At 71.2% G+C, this 16,545-nt stretch carries 14 protein-coding genes; 3 read left to right on the plus strand and 11 right to left on the minus strand.

The window, feature by feature from the left end:
- Positions 1 to 82: 82 nt before the first annotated feature.
- Genes mmsB through chvE form a run of 3 tightly spaced genes read right to left on the minus strand, consistent with a single transcriptional unit; the run spans position 83 to position 4,015 of the window.
- Positions 83 to 1,318 carry a multiple monosaccharide ABC transporter permease gene (gene mmsB, locus BX266_RS32325; RefSeq protein WP_099905706.1) on the minus strand — a complete coding sequence of 412 codons (1,236 nt, stop codon included), beginning with the start codon at positions 1,316 to 1,318 and terminating at the stop codon, positions 83 to 85.
- Between the two features lie 3 nt (positions 1,319 to 1,321).
- On the minus strand, positions 1,322 to 2,869 hold the full coding sequence (mmsA, locus tag BX266_RS32330) for a multiple monosaccharide ABC transporter ATP-binding protein (RefSeq protein ID WP_099905708.1): 1,548 nt from the start codon (positions 2,867 to 2,869) through the stop codon (positions 1,322 to 1,324).
- Between the two features lie 45 nt (positions 2,870 to 2,914).
- Complete coding sequence (chvE, locus tag BX266_RS32335) at positions 2,915 to 4,015, minus strand: multiple monosaccharide ABC transporter substrate-binding protein (RefSeq protein WP_099905709.1); 1,101 nt, start codon at positions 4,013 to 4,015, stop codon at positions 2,915 to 2,917.
- Between the two features lie 397 nt (positions 4,016 to 4,412).
- Here chvE and BX266_RS32340 point away from each other — a divergent pair, with 397 nt between their 5' ends.
- Both BX266_RS32340 and BX266_RS32345 read left to right on the plus strand, forming a co-directional pair.
- Complete coding sequence (locus BX266_RS32340) at positions 4,413 to 5,669, plus strand: family 2 encapsulin nanocompartment cargo protein terpene cyclase (protein WP_220659698.1); 1,257 nt, start codon at positions 4,413 to 4,415, stop codon at positions 5,667 to 5,669.
- 29 nt (positions 5,670 to 5,698) lie between these two features.
- Positions 5,699 to 6,595 carry a geranyl diphosphate 2-C-methyltransferase gene (locus BX266_RS32345; RefSeq protein ID WP_099905711.1) on the plus strand — a complete coding sequence of 299 codons (897 nt, stop codon included), beginning with the start codon at positions 5,699 to 5,701 and terminating at the stop codon, positions 6,593 to 6,595.
- A gap of 94 nt (positions 6,596 to 6,689) precedes the next feature.
- Here the strand turns inward: BX266_RS32345 and BX266_RS40320 are convergent, their stop codons facing one another.
- From BX266_RS40320 to BX266_RS32370, 6 genes are all read right to left on the minus strand, one after another.
- On the minus strand, positions 6,690 to 6,815 hold the full coding sequence (locus tag BX266_RS40320; protein WP_259464962.1) for a hypothetical protein: 126 nt from the start codon (positions 6,813 to 6,815) through the stop codon (positions 6,690 to 6,692).
- An 87-nt stretch (positions 6,816 to 6,902) separates the two neighbouring features.
- The gene (locus BX266_RS32350) at positions 6,903 to 8,444 is read right to left on the minus strand and encodes a cellulase family glycosylhydrolase (protein ID WP_099905713.1); all 1,542 of its coding nucleotides are present in this window, start codon (positions 8,442 to 8,444) and stop codon (positions 6,903 to 6,905) included.
- 87 nt (positions 8,445 to 8,531) lie between these two features.
- Complete coding sequence (locus BX266_RS32355; RefSeq protein WP_099905715.1) at positions 8,532 to 9,554, minus strand: LacI family DNA-binding transcriptional regulator; 1,023 nt, start codon at positions 9,552 to 9,554, stop codon at positions 8,532 to 8,534.
- Positions 9,551 to 10,399, minus strand: coding sequence for a carbohydrate ABC transporter permease (locus BX266_RS32360; RefSeq protein WP_099905717.1), 849 nt, complete (start codon positions 10,397 to 10,399; stop codon positions 9,551 to 9,553). The genes BX266_RS32355 and BX266_RS32360 overlap by 4 nt, the downstream gene beginning before the upstream one ends.
- Positions 10,396 to 11,292 (minus strand): carbohydrate ABC transporter permease, encoded by an 897-nt coding sequence (locus BX266_RS32365; RefSeq protein ID WP_099905719.1) that lies wholly within the window; start codon positions 11,290 to 11,292, stop codon positions 10,396 to 10,398. The genes BX266_RS32360 and BX266_RS32365 overlap by 4 nt, the downstream gene beginning before the upstream one ends.
- A gap of 31 nt (positions 11,293 to 11,323) precedes the next feature.
- Positions 11,324 to 12,643: an ABC transporter substrate-binding protein gene (locus BX266_RS32370; protein ID WP_099905721.1), complete on the minus strand. Its 1,320-nt coding sequence runs from the start codon at positions 12,641 to 12,643 to the stop codon at positions 11,324 to 11,326.
- Positions 12,644 to 12,899: 256 nt separating this feature from the next.
- Between BX266_RS32370 and BX266_RS32375 the strand changes: the two genes are divergently transcribed.
- Positions 12,900 to 13,865, plus strand: coding sequence for an acetylxylan esterase (locus BX266_RS32375; protein ID WP_099905723.1), 966 nt, complete (start codon positions 12,900 to 12,902; stop codon positions 13,863 to 13,865).
- Positions 13,866 to 13,882: 17 nt separating this feature from the next.
- Here the strand turns inward: BX266_RS32375 and BX266_RS32380 are convergent, their stop codons facing one another.
- Together BX266_RS32380 and BX266_RS32385 are read right to left on the minus strand one after the other, a co-directional pair.
- Positions 13,883 to 16,036 (minus strand): bifunctional polysaccharide deacetylase/glycosyltransferase family 2 protein, encoded by a 2,154-nt coding sequence (locus BX266_RS32380; RefSeq protein WP_099905725.1) that lies wholly within the window; start codon positions 16,034 to 16,036, stop codon positions 13,883 to 13,885.
- Between the two features lie 10 nt (positions 16,037 to 16,046).
- Complete coding sequence (locus BX266_RS32385) at positions 16,047 to 16,496, minus strand: hypothetical protein (protein ID WP_099905727.1); 450 nt, start codon at positions 16,494 to 16,496, stop codon at positions 16,047 to 16,049.
- Between the last annotated feature and the right edge of the window lie 49 nt (positions 16,497 to 16,545).

The raw sequence follows: 16,545 nt of genomic DNA on the forward strand, positions 1-16,545 counted from the left end.
GGCCACGACGGCTCCGCCCGGCCCGGTGCGCCCCGGCGGGCGCGGGCCGGACCGGGACGGTTCCCGCGCGGCCGACGGGAGGTCAGGAGCCGACCTTGCGCTTGTTGTAGACGTCGAAGCCGACCGCGGCCAGCAGCACCAGGCCCTTGATCACCTGCTGGTAGTCGGTGCCGATGCCGACCAGCGACATGCCGTTGTTCAGCACGCCGAGCACCAGGCCGCCGATGATCGCGCCGAGCACGGTGCCGACGCCGCCGCTGGCGGACGCGCCGCCGATGAACGCCGCGGCGATCGCCTCCAGTTCGAAGTTGATGCCGGCCTGCGGGGTGCCCGCGTTCAGCCGGGCGGCGAACACCAGGCCGGCCAGCGCCGCCAGCACGCCCATGGTGACGAACGCCAGGAACACCACCCGCTTGCTCTTCACGCCGGACAGCTTGGCCGCCGCCTCGTTGCCGCCGATCGCGTACGTGTGACGGCCGATCACGGAGTTGCGCATCAGGTAGCCGAAGCCGAACAGCAGCACCGCGAGGATCAGCAGCACGATCGGGAAACCGTGGTAGCTGGCCAGCAGCATCGTGAACACCACCACGGCGGCGGTCACCGCGGCGAGCTTCGCCAGGAACAGGCCCATCGGCAGCAGTTCCAGACCGTATTCGGCGGCCTGCCGCCGCCCGCGCACCTCCTGCAGCAGGGCGACCGCGAGCACCGCCGCGCCCAGCAGCAGCGTCAGGTTGTGGTAGTTGGTGTGCGGGCCGACCTCCGGCAGGAACCCGCTGCCGACCTTCTGGAAGCCCTTGGGGAACGGCGCGATCGACTGGCCCTGCAGCATGATCTGGGTCGCGCCGCGGAACAGCAGCATCCCGGCGAGGGTGACGATGAAGGACGGTATGCCGACGTAGGAGATCCAGAAGCCCTGCCAGGCCCCGGCCACCGCGCCGATCAGCAGGCAGGCGACCAGCGCGACCGGCCACGGCAGGCCGTGCTTGACCATCATCACCGCCGCGGCCGCGCCGACGAAGGCGGCCAGCGAGCCCACCGACAGGTCGATGTGCCCCGCGATGATGACGATCATCATGCCGATCGCCAGGATCAGGATGTAACTGTTCTGCTGGATCAGGTTGGTGACGTTCAGCGGCTGCAGCAGGATGCCGTCCGTCCAGACCTGGAACAGCAGCACGATCAGCGCCAGCGCGACCAGCATGCCGTACTGGCGGATGTTGCCGCGCAGCGCCCGGGCGATGACGGCCTGGAGGGCCGGGCGGTCGGCCGCGGCGGGCGCGGCCGTCCTGGTCTCTGGGGTGGTCCCGGTCTGGGCCATGCGTTACACCTGCTCGTTCTGGATGACGGCGCTCACGGTCATGAGGCGCATGAGGGATTCCTGGGTCGCGTCCGCCCGCTGCACCTCACCGGTGAGCCGGCCCTCGGCCATGGTGAAGATGCGGTCGCACAGGCCCAGCAGTTCGGGGAGTTCGGAGGAGATGACCAGCACCGCCTTGCCCTGGGCGGCGAGTTCGGCGATCACGGTGTAGATCTCCGCCTTGGCGCCCACGTCGATGCCGCGGGTGGGCTCGTCGAGGATCAGCACCTCGGGCTCGGCGAAGATCCACTTGCTGAGGACGACCTTCTGCTGATTGCCGCCGCTGAGCTTCCCGGTCTCCATGAACACCGAAGGGGCCTTGATGTTCATGGACTTGCGGAACCGCTCGGCGACCCGGGTCTCCTCGTGCTCGTTCACCCAGCCGCGCCGGGCCACCTTGCCGAGCGCGCTCAGCGAGATGTTGCGGCTGATGTCGTCCGAGAGGTTGAGGCCGAGCTGCTTGCGGTCCTCGGTCACGTACGCGATGCCGTGCCCGATCGCCTCGGCGACCGTCCGGGTGCGCACCTCCCGGCCGTTCACCAGCACCCGGCCGCCGGTCCAACGCCCGTACGAGCGGCCGAAGACGCTCATCGCCAGCTCGGTGCGGCCGGCGCCCATCAGGCCGGCGATGCCGACGATCTCGCCGTGCCGGACGTCGATCGACACCCCGTCGACCACGTTGCGGTGGTGGTCGATCGGGTGCTGCACCGTCCAGTCCTCGACGGCCAGCGCGACCTCGCCGATCTGCGGGGTGCGCTCCGGGTAGCGGTGCTCCAGGTCGCGGCCGACCATGCCGCGGATGATCCGGTCCTCCGAGACGCCCTCGGCGCCCACCGCGATCGTCTCGATGGTCTGCCCGTCCCGCAGTACCGTGATCGAGTCCGCGACCCCGGCGATCTCGTTCAGCTTGTGCGAGATCAGGATGCAGGCGATGCCCTGCGCCTTGAGCTCCAGGATCAGGTCCAGCAGCTTGCGGCTGTCCTCGTCGTTCAGCGCCGCGGTCGGCTCGTCCAGGATGAGCAGCCGGACCTCCTTGGCGAGCGCCTTGGCGATCTCCACCAGTTGCTGCTTGCCCACGCCCAGGTCGGCGATCCGGGTCTGCGGGTGCTCCTGCAGACCGACCCGGCGCAGCAGTTCCTGGGCGTGGGTGAGCGTCCGGTGCCAGCTGATCACGCCCCGGCGGGCGTGCTCGTTGCCGAGGAAGATGTTCTCCGCGATCGACAAGTACGGCACCAGGGCGAGCTCCTGATGGATGATCACGATCCCGCGCTGCTCGCTGGCGCGGATGTCCTTGAACCGGCAGGGCTCGCCCTGGAACAGGATCTCGCCCTCGTAGGAGCCGTGCGGGTACACCCCGCTGAGCACCTTCATCAGGGTGGACTTGCCCGCGCCGTTCTCGCCGCAGATCGCGTGCACCTCCCCGGGGGCGACTGTGAGGTTGACGTTGGACAGCGCCTTCACACCGGGGAAGGTCTTGGTGATCGCGCGCATCTCGAGGACGGGTCCGGCCATGTGGTGCATCCGTTTCGACTGGGGGCGGTACGGGGGCGGTTTCGGTTACTTGACCTGGTCCGCGGTGTACTGGCCGCTGTCGATCAGCGCCTTCTGGTAGTTGTCCTTGTCCACGCTCACCGGCTGCAGCAGGTAGGCCGGGACGACCTTCACGCCGTTGTTGTACTGGGTGGTGTCGTTGGTCTCCGGCTTGCCGCCGGTCAGCAGCGCGTCGCCCATCTGCACGGCCACCTTGGCGAGTTGGCGGGTGTCCTTGTAGACGGTCTGGGTCTGCTCGCCGGCGATGATGGACTTCACCGAGGCCAGCTCGGCGTCCTGCCCGGTGACGATCGGTAGCGCCTTGCCGCTGCCGCCGTAGCCGACGCCCTTCAGCGAGGACAGGATGCCGATCGAGATGCCGTCGTACGGCGACAGCACCGCGTCCACCCGGGCCGAGGTGTAGGACTTGCTCAGCAGGTTGTCCATCCGGGACTGCGCGAGGCCGCCGTCCCAGCGCAGCGTGGCGACCTGGTTGAAGGCGGTCTGGCCGCTCTGCACGACGAGCTTCTTGTCGTCGATGTACGGCTTGAGCACGCTCATCGCGCCGTTGAAGAAGAAGTTGGCGTTGTTGTCGTCCGGGGAGCCGGCGAACAGCTCCACGTTGAACGGGCCCTTGCCGTCCTTCAGGCCCAGCTTGTCGGCGATGTAGGTGCCCTGGAGCACGCCGACCTTGAAGTTGTCGAAGGTCGCGTAGTAGTCCACGTTCTGGGTGCCGCGGATCAGCCGGTCGTAGGAGATCACCGGGATGTGCGCGTCGGCCGCCTTCTGCAGCACGTCGGTCAGCGAGGAGCCGTCGATCGCCGCGACCACCAGCAGCTTGGCGCCCTTGGTGATCATGTTCTCGATCTGCGACACCTGGTTCTCCACCACGTTGTCGCCGTACTGCAGGTCGGTCTTGTAGCCCTTGGCCTGGAACTCCTTGACCATGTTGTCGCCGTCGTTGATCCAGCGCTCCGAGGACTTGGTGGGCATCGCGATGCCGACCAGGCCGCCCTTGGCGTCGCCGCCCTTCGCTGCGCCGTCGCCGACGCCGTTGGCGCTCTGCCCGCACGCGGCGAGCGAGAGCAGCAGCCCTGCCGCGACAAGGGTCGTCGAAAGCTTCCGCACAATTCCTCCATGGGTACAACAGATCGGCTCGACCTCGGGCGCAGCCGAGGTGACCCTGAGTGTTAGCGCTAACAGAATGGGCGTCAAGAGGCCCGGCAGAACTGATATCCGAACCGGGAAGAGGGTGGGGAGAGGGCTTGACGCGCGGGTTGTTAGCGCTAACAATCAGGGATGGCGTGGCTGGAAACCGACCCGCGGAGCGGCCCCGGCCGGCTCGAATCTCGTCGGCCGTCCCCGTAAACCTCGCGTCGAGCAAGATCACCGCATCGAGGTAAATACCTCCGGCTCGACGGGCGAAGCGCGCGCACCGCGCACTACGGTTCCCCAGGACCGGCCGAGCAGGCCGTGGTTCCTGACGATCCGTCAGCTCCCCCTCTCGCCAAGGAGCGCCCGCCCCATGACCGTTGAGACCGGTCCGGACACCGAGCCGGCGCCGTCCGCCGCTCCGCTGCTGCCCGGACCGCCCGCCGTGCCGTTCCCGTCCCCGGGGGCCGCGCCCGTCTCCGCACTGCACGTCTCCGCGCCGCCGGCGGTCCCGGCGGCGGCCGTCGCCGCGTCGGTCGGACCGGAGCTGGAGCGGATCCTGCGTGGTCCGAGCGGACTCGGGACGGCGGGCCTGGCGCTGGGCCGGTGGGTGGAGCCGGTGGCGCTGCCGCAGCCGTCCGCGCCGGTGGAGGGCGTCCCGGTGCCGGGCCTGTACTTCCACCCGATCCCGGAGCCGGACCCGGTCCGGGTGGCGGAGGTCAGCCGCCGGATCAAGGACTGGGCGGTCGACGAGGTGGACCTGTTCCCCGACGAGTGGGAGGGCCAGTTCGACGGGTTCTCGGTCGGGCGGTACATGGTGGCCTGCCACCCGGACGCGCCGACGGTGGACCACCTGATGCTCGCCACCCGCCTGATGGTCGCCGAGAACGCCGTCGACGACTGCTACTGCGAGGACCACGGCGGCTCGCCGGTCGGCCTCGGCAGCCGACTGCTGCTCGCGCACACCGCCCTCGACCCGCTGCACACCACGCCGGAGTACGCCCCGGGCTGGGCCGAGTCGCTCGGCTCCGACGCCCCGCGGCGCGCCTACCGGTCCGCGATGGCGTACTTCACCGAGCTCGCCACCCCGTCCCAGGCCGACCGGTTCCGGCACGACATGGCGCGGCTGCACCTGGGGTACCTGGCCGAGGCCGCGTGGGCCGAGACCGACCACGTGCCGGAGGTGTGGGAGTACCTGGCGATGCGCCAGTTCAACAACTTCCGCCCCTGCCCGACCATCACCGACAGCGTCGGCGGCTACGAGCTCCCGGCGGAGCTGCACGCGCTGCCCGCCACCCAGCGGGTGATCGCGCTGGCCGGGAACGCGACCACCCTGGTCAACGACCTGTACTCGTACACCAAGGAACTGGCCGGCCCGGGCCGGCACCTGAACCTGCCCGTGGTGATCGCCGACCGCGAGGGCCTCTCCGACAAGGAGGGCTACCTGAAGGCGGTCGAGGTCCACAACGAGCTGATGCACGCCTTCGAGGCGGAGGCCGCGGCGCTCGCCATCGCCAGCCCCGTCCCCAGCCTGCTGCGCTTCCTGCGCGGCGTGGCCGCCTGGGTGGACGGCAACCACTACTGGCACCAGACCAACACCTACCGCTACAGCCTGCCCGATTTCTGGTAATTCCGGTAAGAAGAAATGGATTTCCATCTGTGACCAGCACCGAGTTCACCTCCGCCGTGAGCACCGCCCCGAACACCTCCGCGTTCGTTCCGGCGCCCGCGACCCCGTACCAGGGCGACATCGCCCGGTACTGGAACAACGAGGCCAGGCCGGTGAACCTGCGCCTCGGTGACGTCGACGGGCTGTACCACCACCACTACGGCATCGGGGCCGTCGACCACGCCGCGCTCGGGAACCCCGAGGACAGCGAGTACGAGAAGAAGCTGATCGCCGAGCTGCACCGGCTGGAGTCGGCGCAGGCCGAGGTGCTGCTGGACCACCTCGGCCCGATCAAGCGCGAGGACACCCTGATGGACGCCGGCTGCGGCCGCGGCGGCTCGATGGTGATGGCCCACCAGCGCTTCGGCTGCAAGGTCGAGGGCGTCACGCTGTCCGCGACCCAGGCCGAGTTCGGCAACCGCCGGGTCCAGGAGCTCGGCATCGCCGACCAGGTGCACTCCCGGGTCTGCAACATGCTCGCCACCCCGTTCGGCACCGGGCAGATGGCCGGCTCGTGGAACAACGAGTCGAGCATGTACGTCGACCTGCACGACCTGTTCGCCGAGCACGCCCGGGTGCTCAGGGTCGGCGGCCGGTACGTCACCGTCACCGGCTGCTGGAACCCGCGCTACGGGCAGCCGTCGAAGTGGGTCTCGCAGATCAACGCGCACTTCGAGTGCAACATCCACTCCCGCCGCGAGTACCTGCGCGCGATGGCCGACAACCGCCTGGTGCCGCAGACCGTGATCGACCTGACCCCCGACACGCTGCCCTACTGGGAGCTGCGCGCCACCTCCTCGCTGGTCACCGGCATCGAGGAGGCCTTCATCGAGTCGTACAAGGACGGCTCCTTCCAGTACGTGCTGATCGCCGCCGACCGGGTCTGATTCCGGGTCGACAGCAGGAGGGCCGGATCCGTCCAGGACGGGGCCGCCCCGTACGGCGCCCCTCCGGTCCTGACGGGCCGTCGGGCGCGAGCGCTCACCGGGGGGCCGGGGACGGCACCCCGGTGAGCGTCGCCGGATCCAGGGCCGCCCGCACCGCCAGGTCCTCGACGCCCCGCAGCAGCGGCTCGAACCCGGCCGGCGGCAGCAGCGCCTCCTGCATCCTGGCGGCCGCGCCGCCGGTCGAGATCAGCCTGTCTTTCCAACGGCGGCCCCGGCGGCGGCCGTTCGAGCGGCTCCGGGCCGCCTGCTACGGGTGCTGGGTGAGCAGGTGCGCCCGGTAGCCCTCGCCGAAGGTGGCCGTCGGGGTGCCGCTCCAGTCGGCGATCAGCACGTTGCCGTTGCTGCCGCAGACGCCCCACGGGTTCCACGTCCAGGCCGTGTAGCCGACTCCGTTGGCATCGGCCCAGGCCATCACCCGGTCGAGGTAGTCGTGGGCGCAGGTGTTCTGCCCGATCTCGCCGGCCTGGACCGGGACCTTCGCCGCGAGCGACCCGATGGTGCTGTCCCAACAGGCGGTGGTCACACAGCCGTTGAAGTTGTACGAGTGCCAGGAGGCCATCAGGTTGCCGGTCGGGTCGGCGGGCGCGTAGGCCAGCCACTGGCTCAGGTCGTTGGTCCAGGTCAGGCCGCCGGTCATGATCACGTTGGTGGCGCCGGTCGCCCGCACCGCGTCGACCAGCGTCTGCATGCCCGCGACCGGGTACCCGATGCCGGTGCAGGTCCCGCCGTCGCGCAGGCAGGTCCAGGCCGCGGCGGCGTCCGTCCAGTTGTCGGCGGCGTCCGGGTAGGGCTCGTTGAACAGGTCGAACAGGACCGCGTCGTCGCCCTTGTACGCGGTGGCCACCTGGGTCCAGAAGGTCGGGCTGTACTGCAGGTCGGGCATCGGCTTCTGACAGGTCGCCACCACGTCCGAGCAGCCCGCGCCGGCTCCCGTGTACAGGCCGTGCGTCCAGTGCAGCTCCAGCACCACGTTGATGCCGTTCGCCACCAGCAGGTCGGTGTACGCCTTGACCGCCTGCTGGTAGGCCGCGCCGGTGGTCCCGCCCGCCGGCACCTCGCTCGTTCCGAGCCAGCACTCCTCGTTCAGCGGGATCCGGACGGCGTGCACGTTCCACGCCTTCATCGCGTCGACCGTGGCCTGGTCCGCGGGGCCGTCCCACATGCCCTTGCCCTGCACGCAGGCGAACTCGCCGCTGGACCGGTTGACGCCCAGCAGCCGGTAGGCGGCGCCGGCGGCGGTCACCAGGCGGTTGCCGGACACGTGCAGCGCCGGCGCGGGCTGCGCGGGCGGGGGAGTGGTGGGCGGCGGGCTGGTCGGGGGCTCGGTGGGCGGCGGGGTGGTCGGGGTTCCGCCGCAGTGCACGCCGTTGACGGTGAAGTCGGTGGGCGCGGCGTTGGCGCCGCTGTAGCTGAACGTGGCGGCTGGCGTGACGGTGCCGCCGGCCGGCACGCTGCCGTTCCAGGACAGGCTGCTGACGGTGACGTTCTTTCCGGACTGGGTCCAGTCGCCGTTCCAGCCGGAGGACAGCGCCTGGTTGCCGGCGTACGTGTAGCCGAGCGTCCAACTCGTCCACGCCGCACCGAGGTTGGTGATGGTGACACTGGCCTGGAAGCCGCTGCCCCAGTCGTTCTGCACCGCGTAGGTGGCCTTGCACTGGACGCCGGCCGCCTCGGCGGCCTCCGGCAGGGCGACCAGGGAGGCCGCCGCCACCGCGGTCAGTCCGGCCGCGACGGCGCCGGTGACCGCGCGGTGGCGGCGTGATCGGAAGTCGGGGAACACGAGACGCATGAGTCACTCCTGATGAGGTGTCGAACCCGCCGGAGGGATCTCCGGCGGAGCGAGTGGGCGACCGCCCACCGCCGGGGCGCGCGGCGCTCAGGCGCGTGCGGGCGGTGCGGCGGTGCTGCCGCGGACGGTGAGGCGGGCGGTCTGCTCCTGGTGCGAGCGCGGCGGGCGCCCGTCGATCAGGTCCAGCAGCACTTGCGCGGTGTGCAGGCCGTACGCCTGGATGTCCCGGGTCAGGGCGGTCAGGGCCGGCCGGACCAGCACGCACAGCTGCGAGTCGTCGCCGGCCAGGATGGACAGCTCGCCGGGCACCGGAATGCCCATCTCCTGGGCGACGTTGAGCGCGGCGACGGCCATCACGTCGTTGTCGTACAGGATCGCGGTCGGCCGGTCGCGCCGGGACAGCAGCGCCCGGGTGGCCTGCGCGCCCTCCTCCGCGGTGTAGTCGGTCTCCACCACCCGGGGCTCGCCCAGGCCGTGCCGGAGCATGGCCGCGCGGAACGCGGCGATCCGCACCTGGGTGTGGTCGAGGGCCGGCAGGCCGGCGACCCTGGCGATCCGGCGGTGGCCGAGCGCCACCAGGTAGTCGACCGAGGAGTCCACGGCGGCGGTGTCGTCGGTCCACACCGCGGCCGGTCCGGTGTCCGTCCGCGGCCGGCCGGCCAGCACCGCCGGGATCCGCAACTCGTCGATCACCGCGATCCGGCTGTCCTGCGCGTACAGGTCGGTGACCACCAGCCCGTCCACCCGCCGCTCGGCCCACCACAGGCGCATCGCCTCCACGGCGGCCCCGTGGTCCTCGACCACCTGCAGCAACAGCGCGATCCGCTGCCCCGACAGCTCGCGCTCCAGCCCGGAGATGAACCGCATGAAGAACGGCTCGACACCGAGGGTGTCCGCGGGGCGGGCCAGGATCAGCCCGACGCCGTGCGCGCGCGACCCGGACAGCGACTTCGCGGCCAGGCTCGGCCGCCAGCCCATCCGGTCGGCGATCTCCACGATCCGCCGGCGGGTCTCCTCCGACACCCCCGGCCGCCCGTTGAGCGCGTACGACACCGCGCCGATCGACACGCCCGCCCGCTCCGCGATCTCCGCGATCGTCACCCGCTTCACTTGGTCGCTCCCCGGGTGAAGCCGTTGTAGATGAACCGCTGCAGGAACAGGAACACCACCAGGGTCGGCACGATCACCAGCACCGCGCCCGCGCAGATGATCTCCCAGTGCGCGCCGTACGGGCCCTTGAAGGAGTACAACGAGGTGGAGACCACGCCGAGTTCGGGCGAGGGCATGTACAGGAACGGGACGTAGAAGTCGTTGTAGACCACCACGCCCTTCACGATCACCACCGTCGCGATGGCCGGCTTGAGCAGCGGGAGGATCACCGTCCGGTAGATCCGCAGCGGCGAGGCCCCGTCGATCCGGGCCGCCTCGTCGAGCGAGACCGGGATGGCCCGCATGAACTGCAGGAAGATGACGATCGACACGATGTCGGTGCCGGTGTACAGCGCGATCGCCGACCAGCGGCTGTTGAACATGCCGAAGGAGTTGATGATCTGGAAGGTCGCCACCTGGGTGGTGACACCTGGCACCAGCGAGGCCAGCAGGAACAGCGAGATCGTCAGCCGTCGGAACGGGAACCTGAACCGGTCGATCGCGTACGCGGTCATCGAGCCGATCAGCACCGTGCCGGTCACCGAGAACGCCAGGATGAACGCGGTGTTCCCGAACGCCCGCAGCAGGTGCCCCTGACTGAAGGCCACCTCGAAGTTGCGCAGGTTGAACCAGTCGTGCGGCGGCGTCAGCGGCCCGCCGGCCGCCGACTCCGGCTCGGTCTTCAACGCGGCCATCAGCACCACCGCCAGCGGCAGCAGCGTCGCCGTCGAAGCGGCCACCAGCGACAGGTACTTGGCCGCCACCGCCGACCGGGCGCCGAACCCGCGCGGAACGTGCGTCGTCATACCAGCTCAACCCCTTCGTCGGGCACCAGGACCCGCTGGATCCAGGTCGTCAGCAGGACGACGGCGAGCAGCACCACGGCCGCGGCCGAGGCCAGGCCGACCTTGTTGAACTGGAAGGCGAGCTTGACGGTCTGGATCACGAAGGTGGTGCTGCCGTTGGCGCCGCCGGTCATGATGTAGGGGATCTCGAACGCGGACAGCGAACCCGAGACCACCAGGATGGCGCTGAGGCTGACGACGGGCCGGATGCCCGGCAGCACGATGTGCCGGACCTGGTGCCAGCGGTTCGCGCCGTCGAGCTCGGCCGCCTCGTAGATCTCGCCCGGTACGGACTGGATCGCCCCGAGGAACAGCACGAAGTTCAGGCCCAGGTAGCGCCAGAGCGACACCGAGGCGAGCGACCAGTTGACCAGCTGCGGGTCGCCCAGCCACAGGTGGTCGCCGCGCGCGCCGAACAGGCCGAGCACCGAGTCCAGGGTGCCGCCGGGCTGGAAGAAGTAGAGGAACACGAACCCGATGGCGACGCCGTTGACCAGGTACGGGAAGAACAGCACGCCCTTGAAGAAGTTCCGGAACCGGACGTGGAAGCTCAGCACCGTCGCGAAGTACAGCGCCAGCACCATCTGCACCGCGCCGGAGGCCAGGTAGAACAGGCTGACGAAGAACACCTGGAACAGGTCGGGCCGGGTGAACAGCTCGGTGTAGTTGGCCTGCCCGACGAACTCCTTCTGCGGGCTGAAGCCGTCCCAGCTGGTCAGGCTGTAGAACAGCATGCTGAACACCGGGGTGTAGGTGAAGGTCACCAGCAGGGCCAGCGGCACGGCGAGGAAGAGCCACGGCGTGGACCGCGCGAGCAGGCCGCGCCCGGGCCTGCGGCGGGTGGGTCGGTGCATGTCGCCCCGTTCGTCGGTCTCGGACGGTCCGTCAGGAGCCGGCGGTCTTCACCGCGGCGGCCCACTTCCGGTTCAGCTCGGCGAAGTAGCCGTCCAGGGTGCCGCTGCCCGCGCCGCGGGCCAGGTCGACCAGGTGCTGGCGGTAGTCCGGCTTGTTCAGGCCGATCTCGGACTGGTTGTCGATCTTCGAGACCTCGGCGTTCTTCGCCTGGCCGAGCTGGATGAACCTCACGCCCGCGTCCTGATAGGCCTTCAGCTCCTCCGGCATCGCCCCGGCCTTCAGGGTCGGCAGCAGCGCCTGGTCCTGCGCGTAGCTGCTGCGGTCCACGAACCAGTCCACCCAGGCGCGGGCCGCCTCCTTGTGCTTGGAGTGGATGCTCACCGCCTCCCGGTAGTCCGGGGAGATCACCGAGCAGAAGTGCCCGTCGGCCTGGGCCGGGAACGGCATGAAGCCGATGCTCGACGGGTCCGCGCCGCCGGCCTTCGCGGCGGCCTTCAGCTGCGAGATCGCCCAGGAGGCCAGCGGCAGCGTGCCGATCTTCCCGGTGCCGAGCCGGCTCTTCGCGGCGTCCCAGGTGGTGGTGGTCGGGTCCTTCTCGGTCAGCTGGTCGTGCACCACGTCGTACAGCAGGGTGTCGATCCGGTTGAGCTCCTTGCCGGCGGCCCACGGCGCGGTGTCGGTGGCCAGCGCGTCACCGGCGCCGGGGTCGCAGCCGGTCTCGCCGAGGTAACTCTGCCAGGCGGTGATCGGCCAGCCCTCGTGGTAGATCGTGTAGAGCGGCGTGGCCTGGGTCTTCGACTTGATCGCCTGCAGGTCGGCGCGGAACTCCGCCGGCGTGGTGGGCCAGTCGGTGATCCCGGCCTGCTGCCAGACGGCCTTGTTGTAGACCATGCCGGTCGCGTTGCCGTTGATGGCGAGGCCGTAGACCTGCCCGTCGTACCCGCCGCCGTCGACGAAGCGGTACTTCCGGTCGAGCTCGGCCGAACTGCCCAGCGGGGCGAAGAACCTGGGGTAGTCGGCGACCGGGACGGCGGCCGGGATCATCAGCACGTCGCCGTAACTGCTGCTGTTCAAGCGGATCTTGACGTCGCCCTCGTAGTTGACGATCGCCTCGAACTTGACGTGCACGTTCGGGTAGACCTTGTTGAACTCCGCCGCGTAGCGCTGCAGCGTGCCGTCCGCGGCGAGGTCGGTCTTGTGGGTGAGCACGGTGATGTCCCCGCTCACCGAGGCCGGGTCGGACGGGGCCACCGCCGCGCCCCCCGTGCCGCCGCTCCCGCCGGAGCAGGCCGCGACCGCCGTCATCGCCGTCAGGGCCGCGGCCAGCAGGGCCGCCGAACGCTGTCTCATGTGCCAACTCCCGGGTGGTGGAGGTCCGAACCGAACGGGCACCAGGAGCCGCAGGACTTATACGCTTAAGTCGGCGACGCACGAGGGCCGCTGGCCTGGTTCCGCGGAACCTAGGGACAGTGGCGCGGACCGGTCAATCGCCGACGCGAACCCTCGGGTGGATTCACCAGGTCACGGCTTAACCCCTTAAGTAACTTTCAGCTCCTGCCCGTTCCGATCTTGGCGGCCGCGCCGCGCTGCCCTAGCCTGAGCCGCCATGGCCTTCCTTTCGATGGATCTGCCGGAGCTGCGCAAGCACCGGCCCGAGCGGACCGAACCCGACGACTTCGCCGCGTTCTGGGCCGACACCCTGTCAGCCGCCCGAACCTTCCCCGCCGCCCTCGACACTGCCCCCGTCGAGACCGGTCTCACCACCCTGGCGGTGGAGGACGTCACCTTCCCGGGCTTCGCCGGGCAGCCCATCAAGGGCTGGCTGATCCGCCCGCGCGACGCCGAAGGGCCGCTCCCGGCGGTCGTCGAGTACGTCGGGTACGGCGGCGGCCGCGGGCTGCCGCACGACCACCTGCGCTGGGCCAGCGCCGGCTACGCGCACCTGGTCATGGACACCCGCGGCCAGGGCGGCGGGTGGTCCGTCGGCGACACCTCCGACGACGCGCCCAGCGCCGGCCCGGCCCACCCGGGCTCGATGACCCGCGGCGTCCTCGACCCCGCGACCTACTACTACCGCCGGCTCTACACCGACGCGGTCCGGGCCGTCGACGCGGTGCGCACCCACCCCGGCGTCGACCCGGCCCGGGTCCTGGTGGCCGGCGGCAGCCAGGGCGGCGGCCTGGCCCTGGCCGCCGCGGGCCTGCTGCCCGACCTGGCCGGGGTGATCGCGGACGTCCCGTTCCTGCAGCACATCCGTCGCGCCACCGAGATCACCGACGCGTTCCCGTACAAGGAGGTCGCCGACTTCTGCAAGGTCCACCGCGACAAGGTGGAGACCGTGTTCCGGACCCTGTCGTACTTCGACGGCCTAAACTTCGCGGCCCGCGCCACCGCCCCCGCGCTGTACTCGGTCGCGCTGATGGACGAGGTCTGCCCGCCGGAGACGGTCTTCGCCTCCTACCACCACTACCTCGGCCCGAAGGAGATCAGCGTCTACGCCTACAACGGCCACGAGGGCGGCGGCTCGCACCACGTCCCCGTCGCGCTGGCCTTCGCGGCCTCCCTGGTCTGAGGCCCGCCACGGCGCCCTCAGGCGGCTCCGGCGCGGTCGGCCGGGGCGTGCAGGGCGCCGTAGCGCTGCATCCGCTGCCAGCGCAGGCGGTTGCCGGCCAGCGCCGTCCACACCGAATGGATCACCACCAGGTACATCAGCTGACGGTAGACCAGCTGCTGCAGCGGCAGGGACCAGAGCGGGCCGAGGCGTTCGCCGTCCAGCCGGAACGCGTAGCAGGCGCAGGCGGACTGCACGGCGAGGAAGGCCAGCCAGACCCCGGCGATCCGGACCGGGTCGAGGAAGACGAGCCCGTAGACCGCGAACACGTCGACGGCCGGGGCCAGCAGCGGCAGCAGGACCTGGAACAGCAGCAGGTACAGCAGGCCGCGGCGGCCGAGCTTCCCGGCCTGGCCGCGCTGGCCGACGGCCCGGCGGTGCTTCCACATCGCCTGCAGGGTGCCGTAGCACCAGCGGTAGCGCTGGCGCCACAGCGCGGACAGCGAGGCCGGGGCCTCGGTCCAGGCGACGGCGCGCTCCTCGTAGACGACCCGCCAGCCCGCCCGGCACAGCGCCATGGTGAGGTCGGTGTCCTCGGCGAGGGTCTCCTCGGCGACGCCGCCGAGGCGCAGCAGGGCGGAGCGGCGGAACGCGCCGACCGCGCCCGGGACGGTCGGCATGCACTGGGCCAGGTCGAAGAAGCGGCGGTCCAGGTTGAAGCCGACCACGTACTCGATGTGCTGCCAACGGCCCAGCAGACCGCCCCGGTTGATCACCTTGGCGTTGCCGGAGACCGCTCCCACCCGCCGGTCGGCGAACGGCTGGACCAGCAGGCGGACGGCGTCCGGCTCGAACACGGTGTCGCCGTCGACCATCACCACCAGTTCGCAACTCGCGTGCCGCAGGCCGTTGTTGAGGGCTGCCGGCTTGCCGGCGTTGGCCTGCCGGAGGACCCGGACGCCGGGCAGCCGGAGTGAGTCGACCAGGTCGGCGGTGCCGTCGGTGGAGCCGTCGTCGACCACGATCACCTCCACCGGATGGTCGGAGGCGACCAGCGAGCGGACCGCCGCCTCGATGCCGGCCCGCTCGTTGAACGCGGGGACGATCACCGTGACCGGGTCGGTGACCGGCGGGCCCCAGCCACGCCGCCGCAGCCGGCGGTGCCGGCCGGCGGCGGCGGTGAGCGCGACCGCCCGCAGCACGCTGATCGCGCCCGCGGCCACCAGCAGCCAGTCCAGCGCGCCCACCGCGTGGTCGCCGACGGTCAGCGCGAGGATCAGCGCCCGGCCCTGCCAGTGCTCGGCGCCGCTCGCCGGACGGGCGGCGCCGGGGATCGAGACGGCCTCGGAGACGGTCGCGAAGCGGTAGCCGGCCGCCTTCAGCTTCGGGAGCAGTTCGGCGAGCGCGGCCACGGTCTGCGAGCGGTCGCCGCCGGCGTCGTGCATCAGCAGGACCTGCCCGGCCGGGCCCTTCGGCGTGGCGTTGGCGACGATCCGCTCCACCCCGGGGCGCTGCCAGTCCTCGCTGTCCAGGGTGGTCAGCACCGTCAGGTAGCCGGCCTGCCCGGCCTGCCGGACGGCCTGCCAGTCGGCGTCGGTGAGCGCGTCATTGGTCGAGGAGTACGGCGGCCGCAGCAGCGCGGTGGTGGTGCCGGTGGCCCCGGCGACCGCGAGCTGGGTCTCGCGCAGTTCGAGGGAGCGGCGCCACGGCGCGGCCTGCCCGAGGTCGGTGTGGGTGAAGGTGTGGATGCCGAGCTGGTGGCCCTCGGCGAGGATCCGGCGGGCCAGCTCGGGATGGTCGGCGACCTGGGTGCCGACCACGAAGAAGGTGGCGTGCACGCCCTGCTGCTTCAGTACGTCCAGGATCTTCGGCGTCCAGACCGGGTCCGGCCCGTCGTCGAAGGTCAGCGCGAGGGTCTGCGGCGCGGGGCGGGCGGTGCGTGGCGTCGCGGCGGAGGCGTCGATCACCGGCCCGCCGTGCGCGGCCTCCGGCGGCACGGCGTCGGCCGCCGCGGCGGCCCGGGGCGCGCCGTCGGGCGCGGTGTCGAACAGGTGCCGGGTGTAGCCCTGCATCAGCAGGGCCGCGGCCAGGGTGATCACCATGGCGGCGAGCAGCAGCCAGTGGGTGCGCGGCGCACGCTGCCGCACCACGCCGCGGCGGCCACGGCGGCGGGAGTTCTGACGGGAGGTCATCGAAAGCTCGCTAGGGGTTCTTGGTGGGCTTGCGGCTGTTGCTGGGCGCTGTGCTGGGCCGCCCGTGCGAGGGCGAGGCGGACGGGTCGGACGGGCCGGGGCTCGCCGAGGGTGCGGCGGACGTCGGGCCGGTGCGGGCGGCGGTGGGGCCGGTCTGGCTCGGCCGGGTCGAGGCCTGGTCCGCGGATCGTCCGGCGGACGGAGTGGCGTCCGGTTCGGCGGGCGTGGCGGTGGCGGTCCGCTCGGGCGTGGCGGCGGGTGCGGCGGGCTGCGGCAGCAGCGGTCCGCCGAGGGTCGGCCCGCCCAGCGCGCTGCTCGCGACCAGGCCCAGGTAGCCGGCGGCGGGGACGGCCAGTGCCCAGCCGATCCGCCGCCAGCGGCGCTGGCGGCGGCCGCTGGCGTCGACGAACACCGGAGCGGAGGGGTCTGGGGAAGACGGAGCGGTCGGGGTGTCGGTCACCGTGGTTCCAGCGGTCGGGGGCGCGGCGGGGCGCAGGTCGGCGCCCGTG

The sequence above is a fragment of the Streptomyces sp. TLI_171 genome (assembly GCF_003610255.1).
Lineage (GTDB): Bacteria > Actinomycetota > Actinomycetes > Streptomycetales > Streptomycetaceae > Kitasatospora.

Coding starts and splice junctions, on each gene's coding strand:
- BX266_RS40320 (WP_259464962.1), bottom strand. CDS start 6,815: ATGCAGGAGGCGCTGCTGCCGCCGGCCGGGTTCGAGCCGCTGCTGCGG.
- BX266_RS32340 (WP_220659698.1), top strand. CDS start 4,413: ATGACCGTTGAGACCGGTCCGGACACCGAGCCGGCGCCGTCCGCCGCT.
- BX266_RS32375 (WP_099905723.1), top strand. CDS start 12,900: ATGGCCTTCCTTTCGATGGATCTGCCGGAGCTGCGCAAGCACCGGCCC.
- BX266_RS32370 (WP_099905721.1), bottom strand. CDS start 12,643: ATGAGACAGCGTTCGGCGGCCCTGCTGGCCGCGGCCCTGACGGCGATG.
- mmsA (WP_099905708.1), bottom strand. CDS start 2,869: ATGGCCGGACCCGTCCTCGAGATGCGCGCGATCACCAAGACCTTCCCC.
- BX266_RS32350 (WP_099905713.1), bottom strand. CDS start 8,444: ATGCGTCTCGTGTTCCCCGACTTCCGATCACGCCGCCACCGCGCGGTC.
- BX266_RS32365 (WP_099905719.1), bottom strand. CDS start 11,292: ATGCACCGACCCACCCGCCGCAGGCCCGGGCGCGGCCTGCTCGCGCGG.
- mmsB (WP_099905706.1), bottom strand. CDS start 1,318: ATGGCCCAGACCGGGACCACCCCAGAGACCAGGACGGCCGCGCCCGCC.
- BX266_RS32380 (WP_099905725.1), bottom strand. CDS start 16,036: ATGACCTCCCGTCAGAACTCCCGCCGCCGTGGCCGCCGCGGCGTGGTG.
- BX266_RS32360 (WP_099905717.1), bottom strand. CDS start 10,399: ATGACGACGCACGTTCCGCGCGGGTTCGGCGCCCGGTCGGCGGTGGCG.